Annotated in this window: 18 protein-coding genes; 6 read left to right on the top strand and 12 right to left on the bottom strand. The window is 71.4% G+C overall.

Annotation, left to right across the window (positions count from 1 at the left end):
• Positions 1-3 precede the first annotated feature (3 nt).
• Positions 4-672 (top strand): GntR family transcriptional regulator, encoded by a 669-nt coding sequence (locus ACZ7PG_RS46290; protein WP_470245576.1) that lies wholly within the window; start codon positions 4-6, stop codon positions 670-672.
• 60 nt (positions 673-732) lie between these two features.
• On the opposite strand, the gene ACZ7PG_RS46285 is transcribed toward ACZ7PG_RS46290, so the two are convergent.
• Positions 733-1284, bottom strand: coding sequence for a snapalysin family zinc-dependent metalloprotease (locus tag ACZ7PG_RS46285; protein WP_470245575.1), 552 nt, complete (start codon positions 1282-1284; stop codon positions 733-735).
• Positions 1285-1459: 175 nt separating this feature from the next.
• Positions 1460-1951 carry a winged helix-turn-helix transcriptional regulator gene (locus ACZ7PG_RS46280; RefSeq protein ID WP_470245574.1) on the bottom strand — a complete coding sequence of 164 codons (492 nt, stop codon included), beginning with the start codon at positions 1949-1951 and terminating at the stop codon, positions 1460-1462.
• A 102-nt stretch (positions 1952-2053) separates the two neighbouring features.
• Between ACZ7PG_RS46280 and ACZ7PG_RS46275 the strand changes: the two genes are divergently transcribed.
• The 3 genes from ACZ7PG_RS46275 to ACZ7PG_RS46265 all read left to right on the top strand — a co-directional run bounded on the left by ACZ7PG_RS46275 (position 2054) and on the right by ACZ7PG_RS46265 (position 4734).
• Positions 2054-2755, top strand: coding sequence for an SDR family oxidoreductase (locus ACZ7PG_RS46275; protein ID WP_470245573.1), 702 nt, complete (start codon positions 2054-2056; stop codon positions 2753-2755).
• Positions 2756-2907: 152 nt separating this feature from the next.
• Complete coding sequence (locus ACZ7PG_RS46270; RefSeq protein ID WP_470245704.1) at positions 2908-3471, top strand: TetR/AcrR family transcriptional regulator; 564 nt, start codon at positions 2908-2910, stop codon at positions 3469-3471.
• Positions 3472-3570: 99 nt separating this feature from the next.
• Positions 3571-4734 (top strand): cytochrome P450, encoded by a 1164-nt coding sequence (locus tag ACZ7PG_RS46265; protein WP_470245703.1) that lies wholly within the window; start codon positions 3571-3573, stop codon positions 4732-4734.
• Here ACZ7PG_RS46265 and ACZ7PG_RS46260 read toward each other — a convergent pair.
• From ACZ7PG_RS46260 to ACZ7PG_RS46245, 4 genes are read right to left on the bottom strand one after another with little or no spacing between them, the layout of a single operon-like run.
• Positions 4724-5131 carry a nuclear transport factor 2 family protein gene (locus tag ACZ7PG_RS46260; RefSeq protein ID WP_470245572.1) on the bottom strand — a complete coding sequence of 136 codons (408 nt, stop codon included), beginning with the start codon at positions 5129-5131 and terminating at the stop codon, positions 4724-4726. The two genes, ACZ7PG_RS46265 and ACZ7PG_RS46260, sit on opposite strands and share 11 nt — an antisense overlap.
• Positions 5132-5185: 54 nt before the next feature.
• Complete coding sequence (locus tag ACZ7PG_RS46255; RefSeq protein ID WP_470245571.1) at positions 5186-6073, bottom strand: phosphotransferase; 888 nt, start codon at positions 6071-6073, stop codon at positions 5186-5188.
• A gap of 16 nt (positions 6074-6089) precedes the next feature.
• Positions 6090-6875 carry a siderophore-interacting protein gene (locus ACZ7PG_RS46250; RefSeq protein ID WP_470245570.1) on the bottom strand — a complete coding sequence of 262 codons (786 nt, stop codon included), beginning with the start codon at positions 6873-6875 and terminating at the stop codon, positions 6090-6092.
• Positions 6872-9145, bottom strand: a complete 2274-nt coding sequence (locus ACZ7PG_RS46245; RefSeq protein ID WP_470245569.1) for an ATP-binding cassette domain-containing protein — start codon at positions 9143-9145, stop codon at positions 6872-6874. Before ACZ7PG_RS46245 ends, ACZ7PG_RS46250 begins: the two co-directional genes overlap by 4 nt.
• A 76-nt stretch (positions 9146-9221) precedes the next feature.
• Here ACZ7PG_RS46245 and ACZ7PG_RS46240 point away from each other — a divergent pair, with 76 nt between their 5' ends.
• Positions 9222-10013 (top strand): TetR/AcrR family transcriptional regulator, encoded by a 792-nt coding sequence (locus ACZ7PG_RS46240; protein ID WP_470245568.1) that lies wholly within the window; start codon positions 9222-9224, stop codon positions 10011-10013.
• 195 nt (positions 10014-10208) lie between these two features.
• Here ACZ7PG_RS46240 and ACZ7PG_RS46235 read toward each other — a convergent pair whose 3' ends face one another.
• From ACZ7PG_RS46235 to ACZ7PG_RS46210, 6 genes are all read right to left on the bottom strand, one after another.
• Complete coding sequence (locus ACZ7PG_RS46235) at positions 10209-10439, bottom strand: putative acetyltransferase (protein WP_470245567.1); 231 nt, start codon at positions 10437-10439, stop codon at positions 10209-10211.
• A complete protein-coding gene (locus ACZ7PG_RS46230) occupies positions 10436-10666 on the bottom strand; it encodes a glutaredoxin domain-containing protein (RefSeq protein WP_470245566.1) in 231 nt (76 codons plus the stop codon). The genes ACZ7PG_RS46235 and ACZ7PG_RS46230 overlap by 4 nt, the downstream gene beginning before the upstream one ends.
• Positions 10663-12771, bottom strand: coding sequence for a phage holin family protein (locus tag ACZ7PG_RS46225; RefSeq protein WP_470245565.1), 2109 nt, complete (start codon positions 12769-12771; stop codon positions 10663-10665). Before ACZ7PG_RS46225 ends, ACZ7PG_RS46230 begins: the two co-directional genes overlap by 4 nt.
• The gene (locus tag ACZ7PG_RS46220) at positions 12768-13349 is read right to left on the bottom strand and encodes a DedA family protein (protein ID WP_470245564.1); all 582 of its coding nucleotides are present in this window, start codon (positions 13347-13349) and stop codon (positions 12768-12770) included. The genes ACZ7PG_RS46225 and ACZ7PG_RS46220 overlap by 4 nt, the downstream gene beginning before the upstream one ends.
• Positions 13346-14137, bottom strand: a complete 792-nt coding sequence (locus ACZ7PG_RS46215) for an MBL fold metallo-hydrolase (protein ID WP_470245563.1) — start codon at positions 14135-14137, stop codon at positions 13346-13348. Before ACZ7PG_RS46215 ends, ACZ7PG_RS46220 begins: the two co-directional genes overlap by 4 nt.
• A gap of 228 nt (positions 14138-14365) precedes the next feature.
• Positions 14366-16408: a terpene synthase family protein gene (locus ACZ7PG_RS46210; RefSeq protein ID WP_470245702.1), complete on the bottom strand. Its 2043-nt coding sequence runs from the start codon at positions 16406-16408 to the stop codon at positions 14366-14368.
• A gap of 143 nt (positions 16409-16551) precedes the next feature.
• On the opposite strand from ACZ7PG_RS46210, the gene ACZ7PG_RS46205 reads away from it, so the two are divergent.
• Entirely contained in the window at positions 16552-16845 is a 294-nt protein-coding gene (locus ACZ7PG_RS46205) for a GNAT family N-acetyltransferase (protein ID WP_470245562.1), read from the top strand.
• Positions 16846-16852 lie beyond the last annotated feature (7 nt).

Genomic DNA, 16852 nt, shown 5'->3' with positions numbered 1-16852 from the left:
ACGGTGACCGGTCGACGCCTCGAAGCCCTGCCGGGCAGGCAGGTGCTGGCCGACGGCGTCTACGAGCAGATCCGGGCGCTGATCATGAACGACGGCATCGAGCCGGGTGCCAGGGTCAACATCGACGAGGTCGCCCGCGAGCTGGGCGTGTCCGGCACGCCGGTGCGCGAAGCACTGGCCCGGCTGGAGTCCGAGGAGCTGGTCAGCAGGCTCCCGTTGCGCGGCTACCGCGTGACGGAACTGCTGAACCGCAAGGAAGTCGACGACATGTACGCGCTGCGGCTGCTGCTGGAGCCCCCGTCGGCGGCCCGCGCGGCGGCGGCGATGTCGGATGCGCACGTGGCCGAGCTGGAGGCGGAGCTGGCGACGTGCCCGGCCGCCCCGGCGGAAGACGCCTACCGCGACTACAAGGCGTTGACGGCGCACGACGCGCGGCTGCACGAGCTGATCCTGCACCAGGCGGGGAACGTGGCGGTCGAGCAGGCGTTCGCGCGGACCCACTGCCACCTGCACTTCTTCCGGCTGAACTACAACCAGCCGTTCGGCGAGCAGACGATCACCGAACACCGGGTGATCGTCGACGCCCTGGTGGCGGGCAACGCGGCCGGCGCCCGGAAGGCGATGACGGACCACCTGGAAGTGGCGCGGGACCGCCTGGTCTCCCGCCTCTGACGCGCGAAGGCCGCACCGGGCGTACCCGGTGCGGCCTTCCCCGACGACGTCAGAACCTGGCTACTTGGTCATCGTGACTTCGTAGACGCGGGTCGGCGCCTTGCGCGCGCCGGTGAAACCGTTGGCCCACAGGGACTGCACCTGGGACGACTCCGCGGAGTTCGGGTTCGCGTTCGTGCACGACGGGCCGGGGCCGCCACCCGACATCAGCTCCGAGCACGGGCCCTCGTAGTGGTCCGGCAGGCCGAGCGCGTGGCCCGTCTCGTGGGCCGCGATGCGCGTCTGGTTGTACTGCTCGGCCTGCGTGTAGTCGATGAAGATCGTGCCGCTGCCGTGGCCGTCGGTCTGGGCGTAGGAACCCTGCGGGTCGTTGCCTTCCGTGTAGTGCAGCGTCGCACCCGAGGAGCTCTCCTGGAGCTTCACGTTCGACACCGCCGCGTTCCAGTTGGCGGCGCCCGCGTTGATCACGTCGCGGAAGGTGGGGGCGTCCGAGGTGTCGTAGTAGACGACCGTGGCCGCCGCCGGGGCCGCGAAGGCCGGGGCCGCGGTCAGCGGGGTCGCGATCATCGCCAGCGCGACGGCGGCGCCGGGCAGCAGGTACTTCCTGGACATCGGGACGACTCCTTGCCGTGGGGAATTTGCCGGGTTTGCGCGCGCTGGGTGTCGAACTTACGGAATCGCCCGGCTCTTGTGACCCGACTTTCGTACTGCGCTGCGAACGGTGATTTACCAACCATTTCGACCGGTTGACATGCGCAGCCACGCATACGAGGATGCCCCGCCGGAGTCAGCCGACGGGGTCCGCCAGCGGGATCTCGCCCTCGCTGAGCCACGAGCCGCGCCACGCCAGGACGTCCCTGACCAGCGGTTTTCCGCAGGCGTCGCACTTCTCGCCCGGCCTGGTGAGTGCGCCGCAGCCGGTGTGGACCAGGTTCATCGGGCCGTAGGCGCCCTTCGACGTCGTGTGCGCGTTGCCCCACGCGCCGAGCGCGTGCAGCACCGGCAACGCGTCCGAACCGGCCTTCGTGAGGCGGTACTCGTGCCGCGTCCGGCCGCCGTCGCGGTAGGGGAGCTTCGTCATCAGCCCGCGCTCGACGAGCTTGGCCAGCCGGGTGGTGAGCACGTTGTCCGCGATGCCGAGCTCGGCGCGGAAGTCCTCGAACCGGGTGGTGCCCGCGGTCGCGTTGCGCAGGATCAGCAGCACCCACGGCTCGGCGAGGACGTCCGCGGCGCGGGCGATCGGGCAGGAGGCGTCCTCGAAGGTGATGCGGCGGCTCATGACTGTGATCCCTCCTACCTGACTTGCTCGGAGCAAGTCTACGCCGTACAGTCGGCCGTAGCTAGCTTGCAACGAGCAAGCCAGGTGCGAGAGGAGCTCGTCATGGAGATCACGGGTGCGGTGGCGCTGGTCACCGGGGCCAACCGGGGGCTCGGCCGGCAGTTCGCCGCCGCTCTCCTCGAGCGCGGCGCGGCCAAGGTCTACGCCGCCGCGCGGAATCCGGAGTCGGTCGACCTGCCGGGGGTGGTGCCGCTGAAGCTCGACGTCACCGACCCCGAGTCGATCGGCGAAGCCGCGAAGATCGCGGGAGACGTCACGCTGCTGGTCAACAACGCCGGCTCGTCCACCGGGGCGTCCCTGCTCGGCGGCTCCCTGGACGACATCAAGCTGGAGATGGACACGCACTACTTCGGCACCCTCGCCGTGACGCGCGAGTTCGCGCCGATCCTCGAGCGCAACGGCGGCGGCCAGGTGCTCAACGTGCTGTCGGTGCTTTCCTGGTTCACCTCGCCGCAGGTCGCGGCCTACTCCGCGGCGAAGTCGGCGGCCTGGTCGCTGACCAACGCGCTGCGTCTGGAGCTGGCCGCGCAGAAGACGCAGGTGACCGCGCTGCACGTCGGGTACATGGACACCGACATGGCCAAGCACGTCGACGGCCCGAAGATCGACCCGGCGGTCGTGGCCGGGCTCGCCCTCGACGGCGTCGAGCAGGGCCGCTTCGAGGTGCTCGCCGACGATCTCAGCCGGAATGTCCGGGCCGGCCTGTCGGGTGACCTCTCGGGGCTGTACCCGGCGCTCGCCTGACCGAGCGAATTTGTCATTTCCCGACAATTCCGGGGTTCTCCGGGACCCCGGAATACGGCTGCCCCCGACCCGGGCGTATGAATGGGCGGGTGCCGGATAGCGTCGAAGCCGGAAACGGCCGAACGAGGAACCGCTGGGGCGAAGGCGAACGGCTGCGCGGGGAGATCCTGGCGGCGGCCGCCCGGTTGCTGGCCGAGCTCGGTGGCGAGGACGGGCTGACGATCCGGGGGGTGGCCCGCGCGGTCGGCATCGCCCCGGCCAGCATCTACCAGCATTTTTCCGATCGTGCGGAATTGGTGCGCGGGCTGCTCGACCACGAATACGTGCGGCTGGCGGAATCGATGCGCGCGGCGGAAGAGACGCTCGGGGAAACCGACGTCGTCGGCCGGGTCCGGGCGCAGATTCACGCGTACTGCACGTTCGCCATGGAGAACCCCGGTCATTACCGGCTGATGCTCGCGAACGGCGCGTCCCGGGCGGAGCCCGGCGGGCCGGCGGAAGGACCGCTGCTGGACGTGATCGACCGCCTGGCCGCGGGTTTCGAGCGCTGCGTCGAGGCCGGCCACCGGCTGCGGGTGACCCCGGGCCGGGCGGCCGCGGTCGTGTTCGTCGGGGCGCACGGGCGGGTCGCGCTGTTCCACAGCGTGCTGAACCGGAACGGGGCCGAGCTGGTCGAGCCGTTCGTCGACGAGCTCGTCGGGTTGGTGTTCGCCTGATCGGCCCTGTGGCGAAGTCGCCGGAAGATGCTTAGCATAGCTATGTAAATTTCCGGCAGCTTCGGGAGGTATCCGGTGGACGGCGTGCCCGCGTTTCCGATGACCCGGCGGTGTCCCTTCGACCCGCCCGCCGAGCTGGGCGAACTGCCACCGGTTTCGCGCGTGCGGCTGTGGAACGGCAGCACGCCGTGGCTGGTCACGCGTTATGACGACGTCCGCGCGGTCCTGCGCGACACGCGGATCAGCGCCGACTCCGACCGGCCGGGCTACCCGCACCAGAGCGCGGCCACCGCGGCCCGGCGGAAGCGCGCGAGGTCGTTCATCACCATGGACGGCGCCGAGCACGCGGCGCAGCGGCGCCTGCTGACCGGCGACTTCCTCGTCAAGAAGATGGAGGCGCTGCGCCCGGCGATCCAGCGGATCGTCGACGACCTGATCGACGACCTGCTGGCCGGCTCGAACCCGGTCGACCTGGTGACGGCGTTCGCGCTGCCGGTGCCGTCACTGGTGATCTGCGAACTGCTCGGGGTGCCGTACGAGGATCGGGTGTTCTTCCAGGACATCACGAAGGTGATGGTGTCGAAGACCGCCACGCCCGAGGAGGCGGTCAAGGCCGTCGAGGATCTGCTCGGGTACCTTTCCGGGCTCGTCGAACGGAAGATGTCCGAGCCCGGGGACGACGTCTTGAGCAAGCTGGCGGTCACGCAGGTCGCGACCGGCCGCATGACCGCCGAAGACGTCGCGTCGATGGGCCAGCTGCTGCTGGTGGCGGGCCACGAGACGACGGCGAACATGATCGCCCTCGGCACGGTCGCGCTGCTGGAGCACCCCGCGCAGCTCGAGCTGGTGCGGTCCGGCGACGCCGACCAGCTGCGCCGCGCCGTCGAGGAGTTGTTGCGCTACCTGAACATCACGCACACCGGCCGCCGCCGGGTGGCGGTCGAGGACATCGAGCTCGGCGGCGAGGTGATCCACGCGGGCGAGGGCGTCATCGCGGCGGGCGACGTCGCCAACCGCGACGGCACGGTGTTCGCGGAGCCGGACCGCCTGGACGTGACGCGCGAAGCCCGCCACCACGTCGCGTTCGGCTACGGCGTGCACCAGTGCCTCGGCCAGACACTGGCGCGGGTGGAGCTGCAGGTCGTCTACGGGACGCTGTACCGGCGCATCCCGGACCTGCGGCTCGCGGTGCCGCTGGAGGAGCTGTCCTTCAAGGACGACATGCTGGTGTACGGGGTGCACTGCCTGCCGGTCACGTGGTGAACACCATCCGGTGACCCCGGGCGGTGTCCATGTACTCGCGCACCCGGTGGATGAGCCCGTCGCGGAGCTCGAACACGAGGCAGTAGTCGTTGGCGTAGTGGTTGCCGTTGGCGAGTGTCGCGGTCATCGTCTCTTCCACGACGACGCGGTCGCCGTCGGCGTGGATGCCGTGGAAGGTGACGGTGACGTCGCTGACGAAGAACCGCGGAAAGTCCTCGGCGAGGAACCGGACGATCACCTCCCGGTCGACCAGGTGCGACGGCCCGCCGAGTGCGACGGCGGTGGCGTTCCCCGGCGGGGCCAGCCATTCGGCGTCCTCGGTGAAGACCGCGGCGATGCGGTCGGCGTCGTGGCTGGCGAACTCCTGCCAGGCGTGCTGGACGATCTCTCGGCTCATGGCCGGAACCCTAGGCGTGGCAAGGGGTTCCGGGCTGGCGGCTTTGCGACGTCATCACACCGCGCGCTGCAGGGCGTCGACGTCGTCGCCGAGCCGGGCCGAGAGGAAGCGCGCCCGGTCGGCGTCGTCGTCCTTGCGTGGCACCATCTCCACCAGCATGATCAGGTCGAGGTACACCCGGTAGAGCCCGAGCCGCGCCCACGCCGGCATGCCGAACTCCACCGGGCCGCCCGCCGCCCGGTAGCCCTCGAGGAGCGCGGGGTCCAGGTCGCGGAACAGCGCCAGCGAGACGAACTCCGCCACCGGGTCGCCCCAGAACGCGCGCTCGGCGTCGATGATCCCCGACAGCCGGCCGTCGTCGAGCAGGATGTTGCCGTCCCACAGGTCGAAGTGCACCAGCACCGGGGTCGTGACCAACTCCAGAAGCGGCTCGTGCCGGCGCACCAGGTGCGCGATCTCCGCCGCCGGCCGCGGGAGGTGGACGCCGTACCGGACGGCGTCGGCCAGGACGGCGTCCGCCATCGCCGTGAACGCCGCCGGCCACGTCGGCCGCGGCGGGTCCTGCGGGTAGCCGAACCCGTCGCCGGTGGTCCGGTGCAGCCCGGCGACGACCTCGCCCAGCTCCCGGTGCGGCCGCGGCCCGTCGGGCACCAGCGACCACGGGACGCCGGGCAGCTCGGTCATCAGCAGGAACCCCGGCCCCGCCCCGACGACGGACGGCAGCGGACCCGGCACCCGGCGGTAGTACTCCGCTTCCGTGGCCAGGAGGTCGTGCTCGTACGTCAGCCCGGGCGCGGCCGGCGCGATCTTGAGCACGAGCCGCCGCCCGTCGGCGAGCTCCAGCCGGGTCGCCGTGTTGTAGGTGCCCCCGCCGACGTCCTCGCTCGCCACCACCGAAGCCGGGTCGATGCCCGCCGCCGCCAGAGCTTCTTCCGTGCGCACGCGAGCGAGTCTGCCATCAGCCGCCGAGCTTTTCGCGCGCGTCGGCGAGGTCCTCGGGGGTCGGTGCGTCGTCCTGGGTCAGTGTGCGCCGCCAGTAGCCGGTGAACTCGATGACGTCCTTGCCGAGCCCTCGCTCGCCCACGAGGTGGCGGCGCAGCGCCCGCACCATCCCGGCTTCCCCCGCGAGCCAGGAGGCCGCTCCCGGCCCGAGCGAGGCGCCGCGCACCGCCTCGAGCAGCTTCGTCCCGTGCGGCGCGCCGTTCCGGTGCAGCCACCGGACCGGCAGTGGCTGCTCCTCGGCCGCGTCCGCCACCTCCACGAACACCACCGCGTTGTCCACTTCGGACAGCAAGGTGGCGATGGCCGGCACCGCGGTCTCGTCGCCGGCCAGCAGCACCGTGTCCGCGGTAGGCACGGGACGGCGGTAGGCCGCGTCCGGCCCGTACCGGCCGAGGATGTCACCGACGGCCGCGGTCCGGGCCCACGCCGTCGCCGGGCCGTCGGTTCCGCCGGAGTGCAGCACGAAGTCGACGTCGATCGTGCCGCGATCCCGCGAGCGCACCGTGTAGCTGCGCATCACCGGCCGCTCGTCCTCCGGGATCGCCAGGTACGCCTGGTACCAGCGCATCACGTCGTCGTCGCCCGATGGCAGCCGCACCGCGCGGCCCGGTGGCGGGAACAGGAGCTTGAGCTGCTGGTCGGGCCACGCCTCGAGGTCGGTGAGCCCGGTGAACGTGACGCGCACGGTGCGCGGGGTCGGCCGCCGCACCGCCGTCACCTCGAGCAGCCCGGTCGGGTTCACGGCTTCCCCAGGTATTCGCGCAGGTGGCGGGCGGTGAGCGTGGAGGCGTCCGCCACGAGCGCGGCCGGGGTCCCCTCGAACACCACGCGGCCGCCGTCGTGGCCGGCGCCGGGGCCGAGGTCGATCAGCCAGTCGGCGTGGGCCATCACGGCCTGGTGGTGCTCGATGACGATCACCGTGTTGCCCGCGTCGACGATCCGGTCGAGCAGCGCCAGTAGCTGGTCGACGTCGGCGAGGTGCAGCCCGGTCGTCGGCTCGTCGAGGATGTACGTCGAGCCCTTCTCGGCCATCCGGATCGCCAGCTTGAGCCGCTGCCGCTCGCCGCCGGAGAGCGTGGTGAGCGGCTGCCCGAGCGTCACGTAGCCGAGGCCGACGTCGACGATCCGGTCGAGCACCCGCCGCGCGGTGCCGGACGGGAAGAACTCGCGCGCTTCGGCGACGGACATCGCCAGGACCTCGCTGATGTTCTTGCCGTGCAGCAGGTGCGTCAGGACCTTGGGCGTGAACCGCCTGCCCTCGCACTCCTCGCAGACCGACGCGACGCCGGCCATCATCGCCAGGTCCGTGTAGATCACGCCGAGGCCCTTGCAGCGCGGGCACGCGCCCTCGGAGTTGGCGCTGAACAGGCTCGCCTTGACGCCGTTGGCCTTGGCGAACGCCGTGCGGATCGGGTCGAGCAGGCCGGTGTAGGTCGCCGGGTTGGACCGTCGCGATCCGCGGATCGCCGACTGGTCGACCACGACCACGTCGTCGCGGTTCGCCAGGGAACCGTGGATCAGCGACGACTTCCCGGAGCCGGCCACGCCGGTGACCACGGTCAGGACGCCGAGCGGGACGTCGACGCTGACGTCACGCAGGTTGTGCAGCTTCGCGCCGGTGATGCGGAGGTGACTCGACGGCTGCCGGACCCGCGAGCGCAGCGTGACCCGGTGGTCGAGATGGCGGCCGGTGAGCGTGCCCGACGCGCGCAGGCCGTCGACGCTGCCGGTGTAGCAGAGCCGGCCGCCGTCGGTGCCCGCGCCGGGGCCGAGGTCGACGACGTGGTCGGCGATCCGGATGGTCTCCGGCTTGTGCTCGACGACCAGGATCGTGTTCCCCTTGTCCCGCAAGCACAGCAGGAGGTTGTTCATCCGCTCGATGTCGTGTGGGTGCAGACCGACGGTCGGCTCGTCGAAGACGTACGTGACGTCGGTGAGGCTCGATCCCAGGTGCCGCACCATCTTCACGCGCTGCGCCTCGCCGCCGGAGAGCGTCGCCGACTCGCGGTCGAGGGAGAGGTAGCCGAGGCCGATCTCGGTCAGCGAGTCGAGGGTGTCGCGCAGGTTGCCCAGCAGCGGCCGGATCGACGGCGCGTCGAGGCCCCGGACGAACTCGGCGAGGTCGCTGATCTGCAGGGCGGCGCAGTCGGCGATGTTCTTGCCGTCGATCTTGGCCGAGAGCGCGGCCTGGTTCAGGCGGGCGCCACCGCACGCGTCGCAGGTCTTGAAGGTCGCGGCCTTCTCGATGAACGCGCGCAGGCGCGGTTGCAGCGACTCGGTGTCCTTCTGCAGGTAGAGCCGCCGGACCTTCACCGCGAGACCCTCGTAGGTGATGTTGGTCTTGCCGACCTTCACCTTGCACGGGCCCTTGTGCAGCAGGTCGTCGAGCTGCTGCGGCGTGAAGTCGCGGATCTTGGTGTCCGGGTCGAAGAAGCCGCACGAGAGGTAGGTCTGCACGTACCAGGTGTCCGGCGTGAAACCGGGCACCTGGATCGCGCCGTCGTGCAGCGAGCGGTCGAAGTCGAGCAGGGCGTGGACGTCGAGGTCGGACACCCGGCCGAGGCCTTCGCACGCCGGGCACATGCCCTCGGGGAGGTTGAAGCTGAACGCGCCGGACGTGCCGACGTGCGGTTCGCCGAGCCGCGAGAAGGCGATCCGCAGCATCGCGTAGGCGTCGGTCGCCGTGCCGACGGTCGAGCGCGAGTTGGCGCCCATCCGCTCCTGGTCGACGACGATGGCCGCGCTGAGGTTCTCCAGCAGGTCGACGTCCGGGCGCGACATGTTCGGCATGAACGACTGGAGGAACGCGCTGTAGGTCTCGTTGATCAGCCGCTGCGACTCGGCCGCGATGGTGCCGAAGACCAGGGACGACTTGCCGGAGCCGGACACGCCCGTGAACACCGTGAGGCGTCGCTTCGGGATGTCCAGGTCGACGCCGGTCAGGTTGTTCTCCCGGGCTCCCCGGACCTCGATCACGTCGTGGGTGTCGGCGGCCCGCCTGGGTGAGGTCATACCGTCCTTCTTGATAGTTTAGGCTGTAAAGTGATTGGTCATCGTACATTACTTTATGGTGTAAGGAGTCGGCAAGGTGGTCGTCTTCGCGGGTCAGGGCGACGCCCGGCGGTCCATGGAGCTGCTCTGGGGGCCGCGCGTGGTCGCGCCGCGCACGGGCCCGGGACCCAAGCCGGGGCTGTCCGTCGAGGCGATCGTCGAGGCGGCGATCGACATCGCCGACGCCGAGGGGATGGCGTCGCTGTCGATGCGGTCGGTGGGGGAGCGGCTCGGCCGCACGGCGATGGCGCTCTACACGTACGTGCCGGGCAAGACTGAGCTGGTCGACCTCATGTACGACCGGACGCTGGGGGAGCTGCCGTCGTCCTTTCCGGCGGCCGGCTGGCGTGCCGCTGCCTTGTCGCTGGCGGACGCGCTGTGGGACCTGCACCTACGCCACCCGTGGCTCCTGCAGGTCTCGCCGGCGCGCCCGGTGCTCGGGCCGGGGGAGTTCCACGTGCAGGAGACGCTGCTGCGAGTGCTCTCCGAGACGGGCCTGCCGCTGTCCCGGGTCCGGTGGGTGGTGTCGGCGCTGTTCAACGTCGTCCGCGGCTCGGTCCAGACGGCGGCGGAGTCCCGCCAGGCGGCGAGCGAGACAGGACTGTCCGAAGAGGACTGGTGGTACGCGCGGTCGGCACTGCTCGGCGAGCTGGTGCCCGATTTGACGGTGCGGTTTCCCACGGTGGCGCGGCTGGGCGCGTCGGTCGAGGCGGTGTCCTCCGACGAGCCCTACCTGGAGCGGGAGGCGCGGCTGTCGTTCGAGGCGGGCTTGGAGCTGCTGCTCGACGGCGTCGAGACGGCGATCGTCAAGGCTTCCGAGCCTCGATGAGGAACCGGGTCGTGTGGGCGATGAACGGGACCATCCAGATCACCTTGCGCAGGAAGTAGACCACCGCGCCGATGTCGAAGAACTCGGTGCGCTGTTCCGGCGACGTTCGGCGGCCACGCCTCGGTCGCGGCCGTCAGCGGCGGCAAGGCGCTGGTAGCCCCAGCAGGGGCGCGTTCGTCGAAAACGCCCCCGATGTCACAAAGTCGCCGGGGACCCGCCATCCGACTTCCGCACCGGCGGCGGTGGCACGGGCTTGGCCAGCGCGACGGCCTCGAACGCCACCACGACCGGCCCGCGCCGGGTGTCCACGGTGCAGGTGGTGTCGTCCCGGGCGACGAGGTTCCCCAGCGCGTCGGTGAACCCGCCGTCGATCCGATAACGGACGACGACCCGCGTGCCGAGTGGCAGCTCTCGCAGCAGCTTCACAGCCGCGCACTCAGCTCGTCGTCGGACGGCTCGACCAGGAACGAACCGTCGTCCCACACGATCGTGGGGATCCGGCGCGCGCCGTCCTGCAGCTCGCGGACCCGGGCCTCGGCGGCCGTGTCGGCCTCGACGTCCACGTACGAGTACTCGATGCCCTCGCGGTCGAGCAACGCGCGGCTGCGCTTCACGTCCGGGCACCAGGAAGCGCCGTACACCGTCAAACTCACGAAACAACCTCCGAAACTGCGGGTGCGGGAGCGGGCGAGGGGTGCCCCAGCTCGGTCAACCACCCGCGGAACACCTTGTGCAGCGCCTCCGCGCCGACGACTTCGCCGAGCGGTGGCAGCTCCCGCGGGTGCACCACAAACCCGCGCTGCTGCGGCCCGCCCAGCCCGCCGTGCGAACCCACGTGCGTCTCGAACGGCGATGACTGGTCCGTCTCCGGGTCGTAGCGGCTGTTGATCATCACGTCCGCGCAGTGCGGGAACGTGTCGACGCGGCGGATCAGGTCCGCCGCGTGCGGGCCGTACGGCAGCAGCGGGTCCTCGCCGATGACCACACCCGTCGCCAGCCGGTGGAGGCCGTCGCGGCCCAGGACCACCGGGCCGAACTCGCGGCTGCGGACCAGCAGGAACCCGGCCCCCGGGTGGTCGACCAGCGCCGGCAGCAGGTCGGGAAACTCGCGCTCGATCGTCTCCAGCTCGACGCGGCCCTCGTGCTCGGTGAACGACACCATCGCGACGTGCCCGGACACGACCGCCACCACTCCCGGCGCCACGCGGGTGACCGCGCCGGGCGAACCGGACGTCGTGCGCGGGCGGTCGTCGGCGCACTCCGCGTTCTCCACCCGGGCGCGCAGCCGGCGCGCGATCAGGCCGCCGCTCTTCGTCGCCTCCGCCAGCGCCGCGTTGATCTGCCAGCTCTCGGCCTGCCGTCGCTTGCCCGCGGCTGCCGACGGCGAACCGCCGCACAGCCGGCCGACGTACGCCTCGATCGTCTCGCCGAACCGCTGCGAGAACGCCTGCCCCTGCGTCTGGCCGTGGTCCGAGAGTGCGACGACGTGGTAGCGGCGCGGGGCGAGGCGCGAAGCCCGGTGCAGCCGCGCGATCTGCTGGTCGATCGAGCGCAGCACCGACAGCGTGTCGAACCGCTCGATGCCGGAATGGTGCGCGACCTCGTCGTAGCCGAGGAAGTCCGCGTACACCACCGGGCGCCCGGCCAGCATGTCGCCGAGGATCGCCGACACGACGACGTCGCGCGCGATCACCGTCGTGCCCGGCCGGGCGAGGGGGTACCAGCCGCCGCGCGGGACCCGCGGCACGACGCCCGCGCGGCGCTGGCGCACCGACGCGTTGATCTCCCGGAAGACGTCGGCGAGCGCGACGACGAACGTGCGCAGCGCGTTGACCGGGTTCGCGAAGTAGGCGTAGTAGCCCGCGCCGAGGCGGTCGCGGCGGTGGCGCAGGGTCTTCGGCACCAGCACGGGGATCGAGCTCATGGTGAGGTTGACGTGGTCGGCGTCGCCGGAGAACAGGTTCCCGTGGCTCGCCCCGCCGCCGGAGAGCAGGCCGTGCCCGTCGGAGTGGCGCCGCTCGATCTCGGCCGCGTCGGTCGGGTGGGCGCACGCCATCACGTGGTCGCGGTCCTTTTCGTACCAGCGGAAGCCGAGGATGTCGTGGTTGGAGCCGTGCAGGATGCCGCAGACGCTCGCGCCGGTCTGCGAGCTCCAGTCGGTGTGCCACGGCGTCAGCGTGTGCGTGTCTTCGGCGAGCCACGCGGCGAATGTCGGCATGTCGCCGTCGCGGATCGCGCGGCGGACCGTGTCGTACCCGAGGCCGTCGATCTGCAGGAACACCACGCCGGGCGGCTGTTCGGCGTCGCCGGGCGCGGTGGCGTGCCGGCGTCGGCGGCGGTTGGCGCGGCGGAAGAAGATCTCGTCCTCGTCGATGGCCAGCACGGCCGAGATGAGCGCGCCGACCCCGGCCATGGCCACGGTGACGATCACCGCCGTCCGGAAGCCGTCGAGCTCGACGCCCGGCACGGTCCCGAACACCGCGAGCGTCCCGGCGCCGAGCAGCAGGAAGCCGAAGAGGCCGAAGGTGAAGAAGGCCAGCGGGTAGGCGATGCGCATGACCAGCGGCCAAACGACGCCGGCGAGCAGGCCGAGCAGCAGCGCGCAGACGGTCGGCTGCCACCAGTGCGTCATCCTGAAGCCGGGCAGGAAGACGTCGAGCAGGCGCAGCGCTCCGGTCACCGCGGCCCACACCAGCAGGACGCGGGCGACGGCCCGGCCACCCCGTAGCAGCCTGCCCTTCGGCGCGGACGTCGTCACACTCGCTCCTTGGTCTTGCGCCGCCACTTCGCGACCAGGTTCGCCAGCACGGTGACCAGCAGGACCAGCACCGTCGCCAGGACCGTCGCGATGATCGGTGAGTCGAAGATGCCTCCGCTGACGATGCCGAGCAAGCTGTACGCGCCCGCCCAGAGCACGCACGCGAGGAGCGCGGCGGGCAGCAGGCGCCGCCACGGGTAGCTCAGCGCGGCGGCGGCCAGGAGCACCGGGATCCGGCCGGCCGGGACGAGCCTGCCGATCACGACGAGCTGCCAGCCGCGGCGGGCGAACTGGTCACGGGCCTTCTCCAGCCGTTCGGCGGGCTGGCGGCGGCTGATCCAGCGGAACGCGGCTTCGCTGCCGAGGCGCGGGATCCCGAACGTCACGACGTCGCCGACGTACGCGCCGAGCGTGGCGATGACGATGACCAGCGGCAGCGACAGGTGGTCGGTGGTGGTCGCGACGGCGGCCGCGGCGCCGACCACCGCGCCGGTGGGCACGATCGGGATGATCGAGCCGAGCAGCACGCCGCCGAACAGGGCCGGGTACCCGATGGCGGCCGGGTCGGTCCAGTTCACGCGCGGTCCGTCGGAGCCGGGAGGACGACGTCGGCGCCGGGCTCGGTGAACAGGACTTCGGTGGCTCCGCCGGCGGCTTTCACCTCGGCGGCGAACACCCGCGGCGGGTCGGCGAGCAGCCGCCGCATCCGGGTGGTGCGTTTCAGGCCGGGGACGGCGAGGGTGCCCCAGTGGACGGGCACGGCGGCACGGGCCTGGACGACTTCGGCGGCTTTCGCGGCGCGGGCCGGGTCGAGGTGACCCGGCCCGAGGTTCGGCCCCCAGCCCCAGACGGGCAGCAGCGCGACGTCGACCGGGCCGAAGTCCGCCATGCCGTCGAAGAGGTCGGTGTCGCCGGCGTGGTAGATCTTCGCGTCCCCGGCGGTGATCAGGTGCCCGATCGCGGGGCTCTGCGGGCCGTGGGTGAGCCGCGGGCCCCAGCGGTGTCCGGAGTGGACGGCTTTCGTGGCGGTGACTTCGAGCGCGCCCTCGGTGAGGGTTTCGCCGGGGGCGATTTCCTCGACGTTCTCGAAGCCCTTCTTGGTGAGCCAGGACCCGGCCCCGCGCGGGACGACGATCCGCGCGCGCTTGCCGAGCAGCTTGAGCGAGGGCAGGTGCAGGTGGTCGCCGTGCAGGTGCGAGACGAGGACGAGGTCGACGTCCGCGTAGGCCTCGGGTGCCGGCGGCGGCACGACCCGCACGAGCCCGCCGACGCGCGCGGTGAGCACGGGATCGGTCAGGACCACCCGGCCACCGAGTTCGAGCCGGACCGTCGAATGGCCGAGGAAACGCAGGTTGAAGCCGCTCACGCTGTCGAGTATCGCCCCCTCCCCGGACGAATGCCCGGCGGAGTGGCGCGAACAACGCCCTTCAGCGACCGGCGGGCAGTTCCCCGCGTGATCGCCGGGTCGACACGCGTGATCCGAGGGTCGACACGCGTGATCGGAGGGTCGACACGGCGGCGAGGCGGCCCGCCCGCCGTGTCGGCTGCTCGATCACGCGTGTCGACTCCGCAATCACGCGTGTCGGCTGCTCGATCACACCGGCGCGGCCGGGAGCAGCGACGAGATCCGCAGCGACGACGTCCCGATCCCCGTCGGCCCGCCGAACCGCGGGTGGTGACCCAGCTCGAACTCGCTGTACCGCCCGGCGTTCTCGTGCCAGTGCGCGCATCCGGCCATCCAGTTCCGGAGCGCCTCGACGTACTCCGGCGGGAGGTCCGGGCCGGCCGCCGACGCGTGGCGGAACTCCGCGAGCCGCGCCTCGGCCAGGTCGCGGACGACTTCGGCCGCGCGGTCCTCGGTGCAGTCGAGGAAGTTCCGCACCACCAGCACGCCGTTGTTCAGCTCGCCCTCGAACCGGATCTCCTTGCGGTAGGAGCGGAGGTCGTTGAGCAGGCCGCAGTAGTCGGCCGCGGTGTGCTCGAGCGTCTGCGCGGCCCGGGTGGCCCGCGGCTCCGGCGGCAGCACGAGGCTCAGCGTGAGCTCGGCGCCGAACGTCCGCCGCCGCATCTCGACGTGGTCGATCGGATCCGGGATGCGGTTCTGGGCCAGGTTCGCGAGCTTCCACAGCCAGCTCCCGGTCATCGACGCGACGGCCCGCCGCACCGCGTCGCGGTCCGGGGTCCGCGGCCAGAGGTCGGTGAGCGCGGCTTCGAGGGGGTTGAGCGGCTGCCCGCCGTCGGCCATGAGCAGCGCCAGGCGTTCGTTGCACGCCTTCGCCCCGGCGAGGTCCCGGGTCGCGCCGAACATCTCCTGGTAGTAGTCGTCGGCGTAGGTGGCCCAGGTCAGCCAGTCACTGAGGACGTCGAGGTCGTCGGCGTCCGGGGCGATGCCCGCCGCGCACAGCGGCAGGTCGGCGGCGCGCAGCTTCCGCTCGTCCCACACCACGCCGTCGAGGATCCCCGTCCGCCGGGCCCAGTCGACGTTGCGGCGGCGGCACGCGTCCAGGTGCGGGCTCAGCCGGAGCGGGAACGGCGGCTCGAACACCGGCCGCGGCGGGGAAACCGCGGAAAACGGCGTGTGCCCGTACGCCCGCATCCGCTGCGGTGCCGTCGCGAGCACCGACGAGAAGATCCGCGCGGCCGACGTCCCGATGCCGTGGCTCGCCACCGCGCCGTCGTTCATGTACCGGCTGGACCGCAGGTGCCACTCGTGGCCGCCGGACTGCCAGTCCTGCAACCCCTTGACGTAGGCGAACGTCGCCGCGCGGGCGGCCGGGTCGACGCCGTACTCGTCGAACAGCCCGGGCACCTCGGTGAGCGCGGTGTGCTCGAACTGGTGCAGGCGCGAGGTGATGAGGTCGTTGACGGCGTCGGCCGCCTCCTGCGTCGACAGCCCGAGGAACTTCTCGACCACGAGGACGCCGTTGGACAGCTCGCCCTCGTCCTGCACCTCCCGCTGGTAGGAGAAGAGGTCGTTGCGCAGGTGGACGCTGTCGGCGAAGCAGTCGCGCAGGACCTCCATGGGCCGCGACGCGGCGATCTCGTCCGGCACCTCGGCGTGCACCGAGTGCTCGACGAGGTTCGCCGACCACGGCGCGCCGCCGACCTTCCGCCGCATCTCGACGTACTCGATGGGGTTGGCGAGCCGGCCCTCGTTGATGTTGGCCAGCTCCCACAGCGACTCTTCCAGCAGCGCCTTCGTGCTCGCGACGAACCGGCGCCGCCACGCGGCCGAGCGCCGCGGGATCGTCCGGTCCCAGAGGTCGGCCAGGCCGCGCTCGACCGGGTTCTCCGGCGTCGCGGTGATCTCGCCGTCGGCGGGCATGAACTCGTCGACGCGGTCGAGGTAGGTCCGCGCGCTGTCGATGTCGCCGGTGCGCTTGTACAGCTCGAGGAAGTGGTCGTCGAAGTAGAAGACCCAGACGTACCAGTCGGTGATGAGGTCGAGCTCGTCCGCGCCGGCGTCCGGGTGGGTGTAGGCGCAGAGCAGCGCGTAGTCGTGGGAGTCGAGGTCGTGCTCGGTCCAGATGACCGTGCCGTGCTGCGGGACGTCGACCATGTCCATCCCGTACGCCCACGCCTTGCTGTGCGCGCGGGCCCGCTCGAGGTGCGGGTTCAGCCGCGCGGGGTAAGGCATGTAGAACTCGGGGAGGACGAACGGCTGCTCAGGCACCCCGTGAGGCAACCAAAGTCGCGGGTGCCCGCCAAGAGGAGCAGGCGCTGTTGCACACGAACGGGTCCGGTGCTTCCCCCGGCCGGCCCAGCGACGAAGGAGAGCCGATGACCGACACCCGAGTGGTCGACAACCCCGACGAGGGCCGCTACGAGATCTGGGCGGACGGCAAGCTGGCCGGGTCCGCGTACTACGACGTGCGTGGCGAACTCACGGTTTTCACCCACACGGAGATCGACGACGCGTTCGCGGGGCAGGGGCTGGGCAAGGTCCTGGCGGCCGGCGCGCTCGACGACGTCGTCGCAAAGGGCCGGACGATCGTTCCGGTGTGTCCCTTCATCGCCGGATATCTGCGGAAGAACCCGGGCTACGAGGACCACGTTCGCTGGCCGAAAGGGTGATTGTTAC

This window comes from Amycolatopsis sp. NPDC114504 (assembly GCF_055633595.1).
This window is presented reverse-complemented; position numbering and strand designations above follow the sequence as displayed.

Coding starts and splice junctions, on each gene's coding strand:
- ACZ7PG_RS46285 (WP_470245575.1), bottom strand. CDS start 1,284: ATGTCCAGGAAGTACCTGCTGCCCGGCGCCGCCGTCGCGCTGGCGATG.
- ACZ7PG_RS46210 (WP_470245702.1), bottom strand. CDS start 16,408: ATGCCTTACCCCGCGCGGCTGAACCCGCACCTCGAGCGGGCCCGCGCG.
- ACZ7PG_RS46280 (WP_470245574.1), bottom strand. CDS start 1,951: ATGAGCCGCCGCATCACCTTCGAGGACGCCTCCTGCCCGATCGCCCGC.
- ACZ7PG_RS46275 (WP_470245573.1), top strand. CDS start 2,054: ATGGAGATCACGGGTGCGGTGGCGCTGGTCACCGGGGCCAACCGGGGG.
- ACZ7PG_RS46245 (WP_470245569.1), bottom strand. CDS start 9,145: ATGACCTCACCCAGGCGGGCCGCCGACACCCACGACGTGATCGAGGTC.
- ACZ7PG_RS46265 (WP_470245703.1), top strand. CDS start 3,571: ATGACCCGGCGGTGTCCCTTCGACCCGCCCGCCGAGCTGGGCGAACTG.
- ACZ7PG_RS46205 (WP_470245562.1), top strand. CDS start 16,552: ATGACCGACACCCGAGTGGTCGACAACCCCGACGAGGGCCGCTACGAG.
- ACZ7PG_RS46260 (WP_470245572.1), bottom strand. CDS start 5,131: ATGAGCCGAGAGATCGTCCAGCACGCCTGGCAGGAGTTCGCCAGCCAC.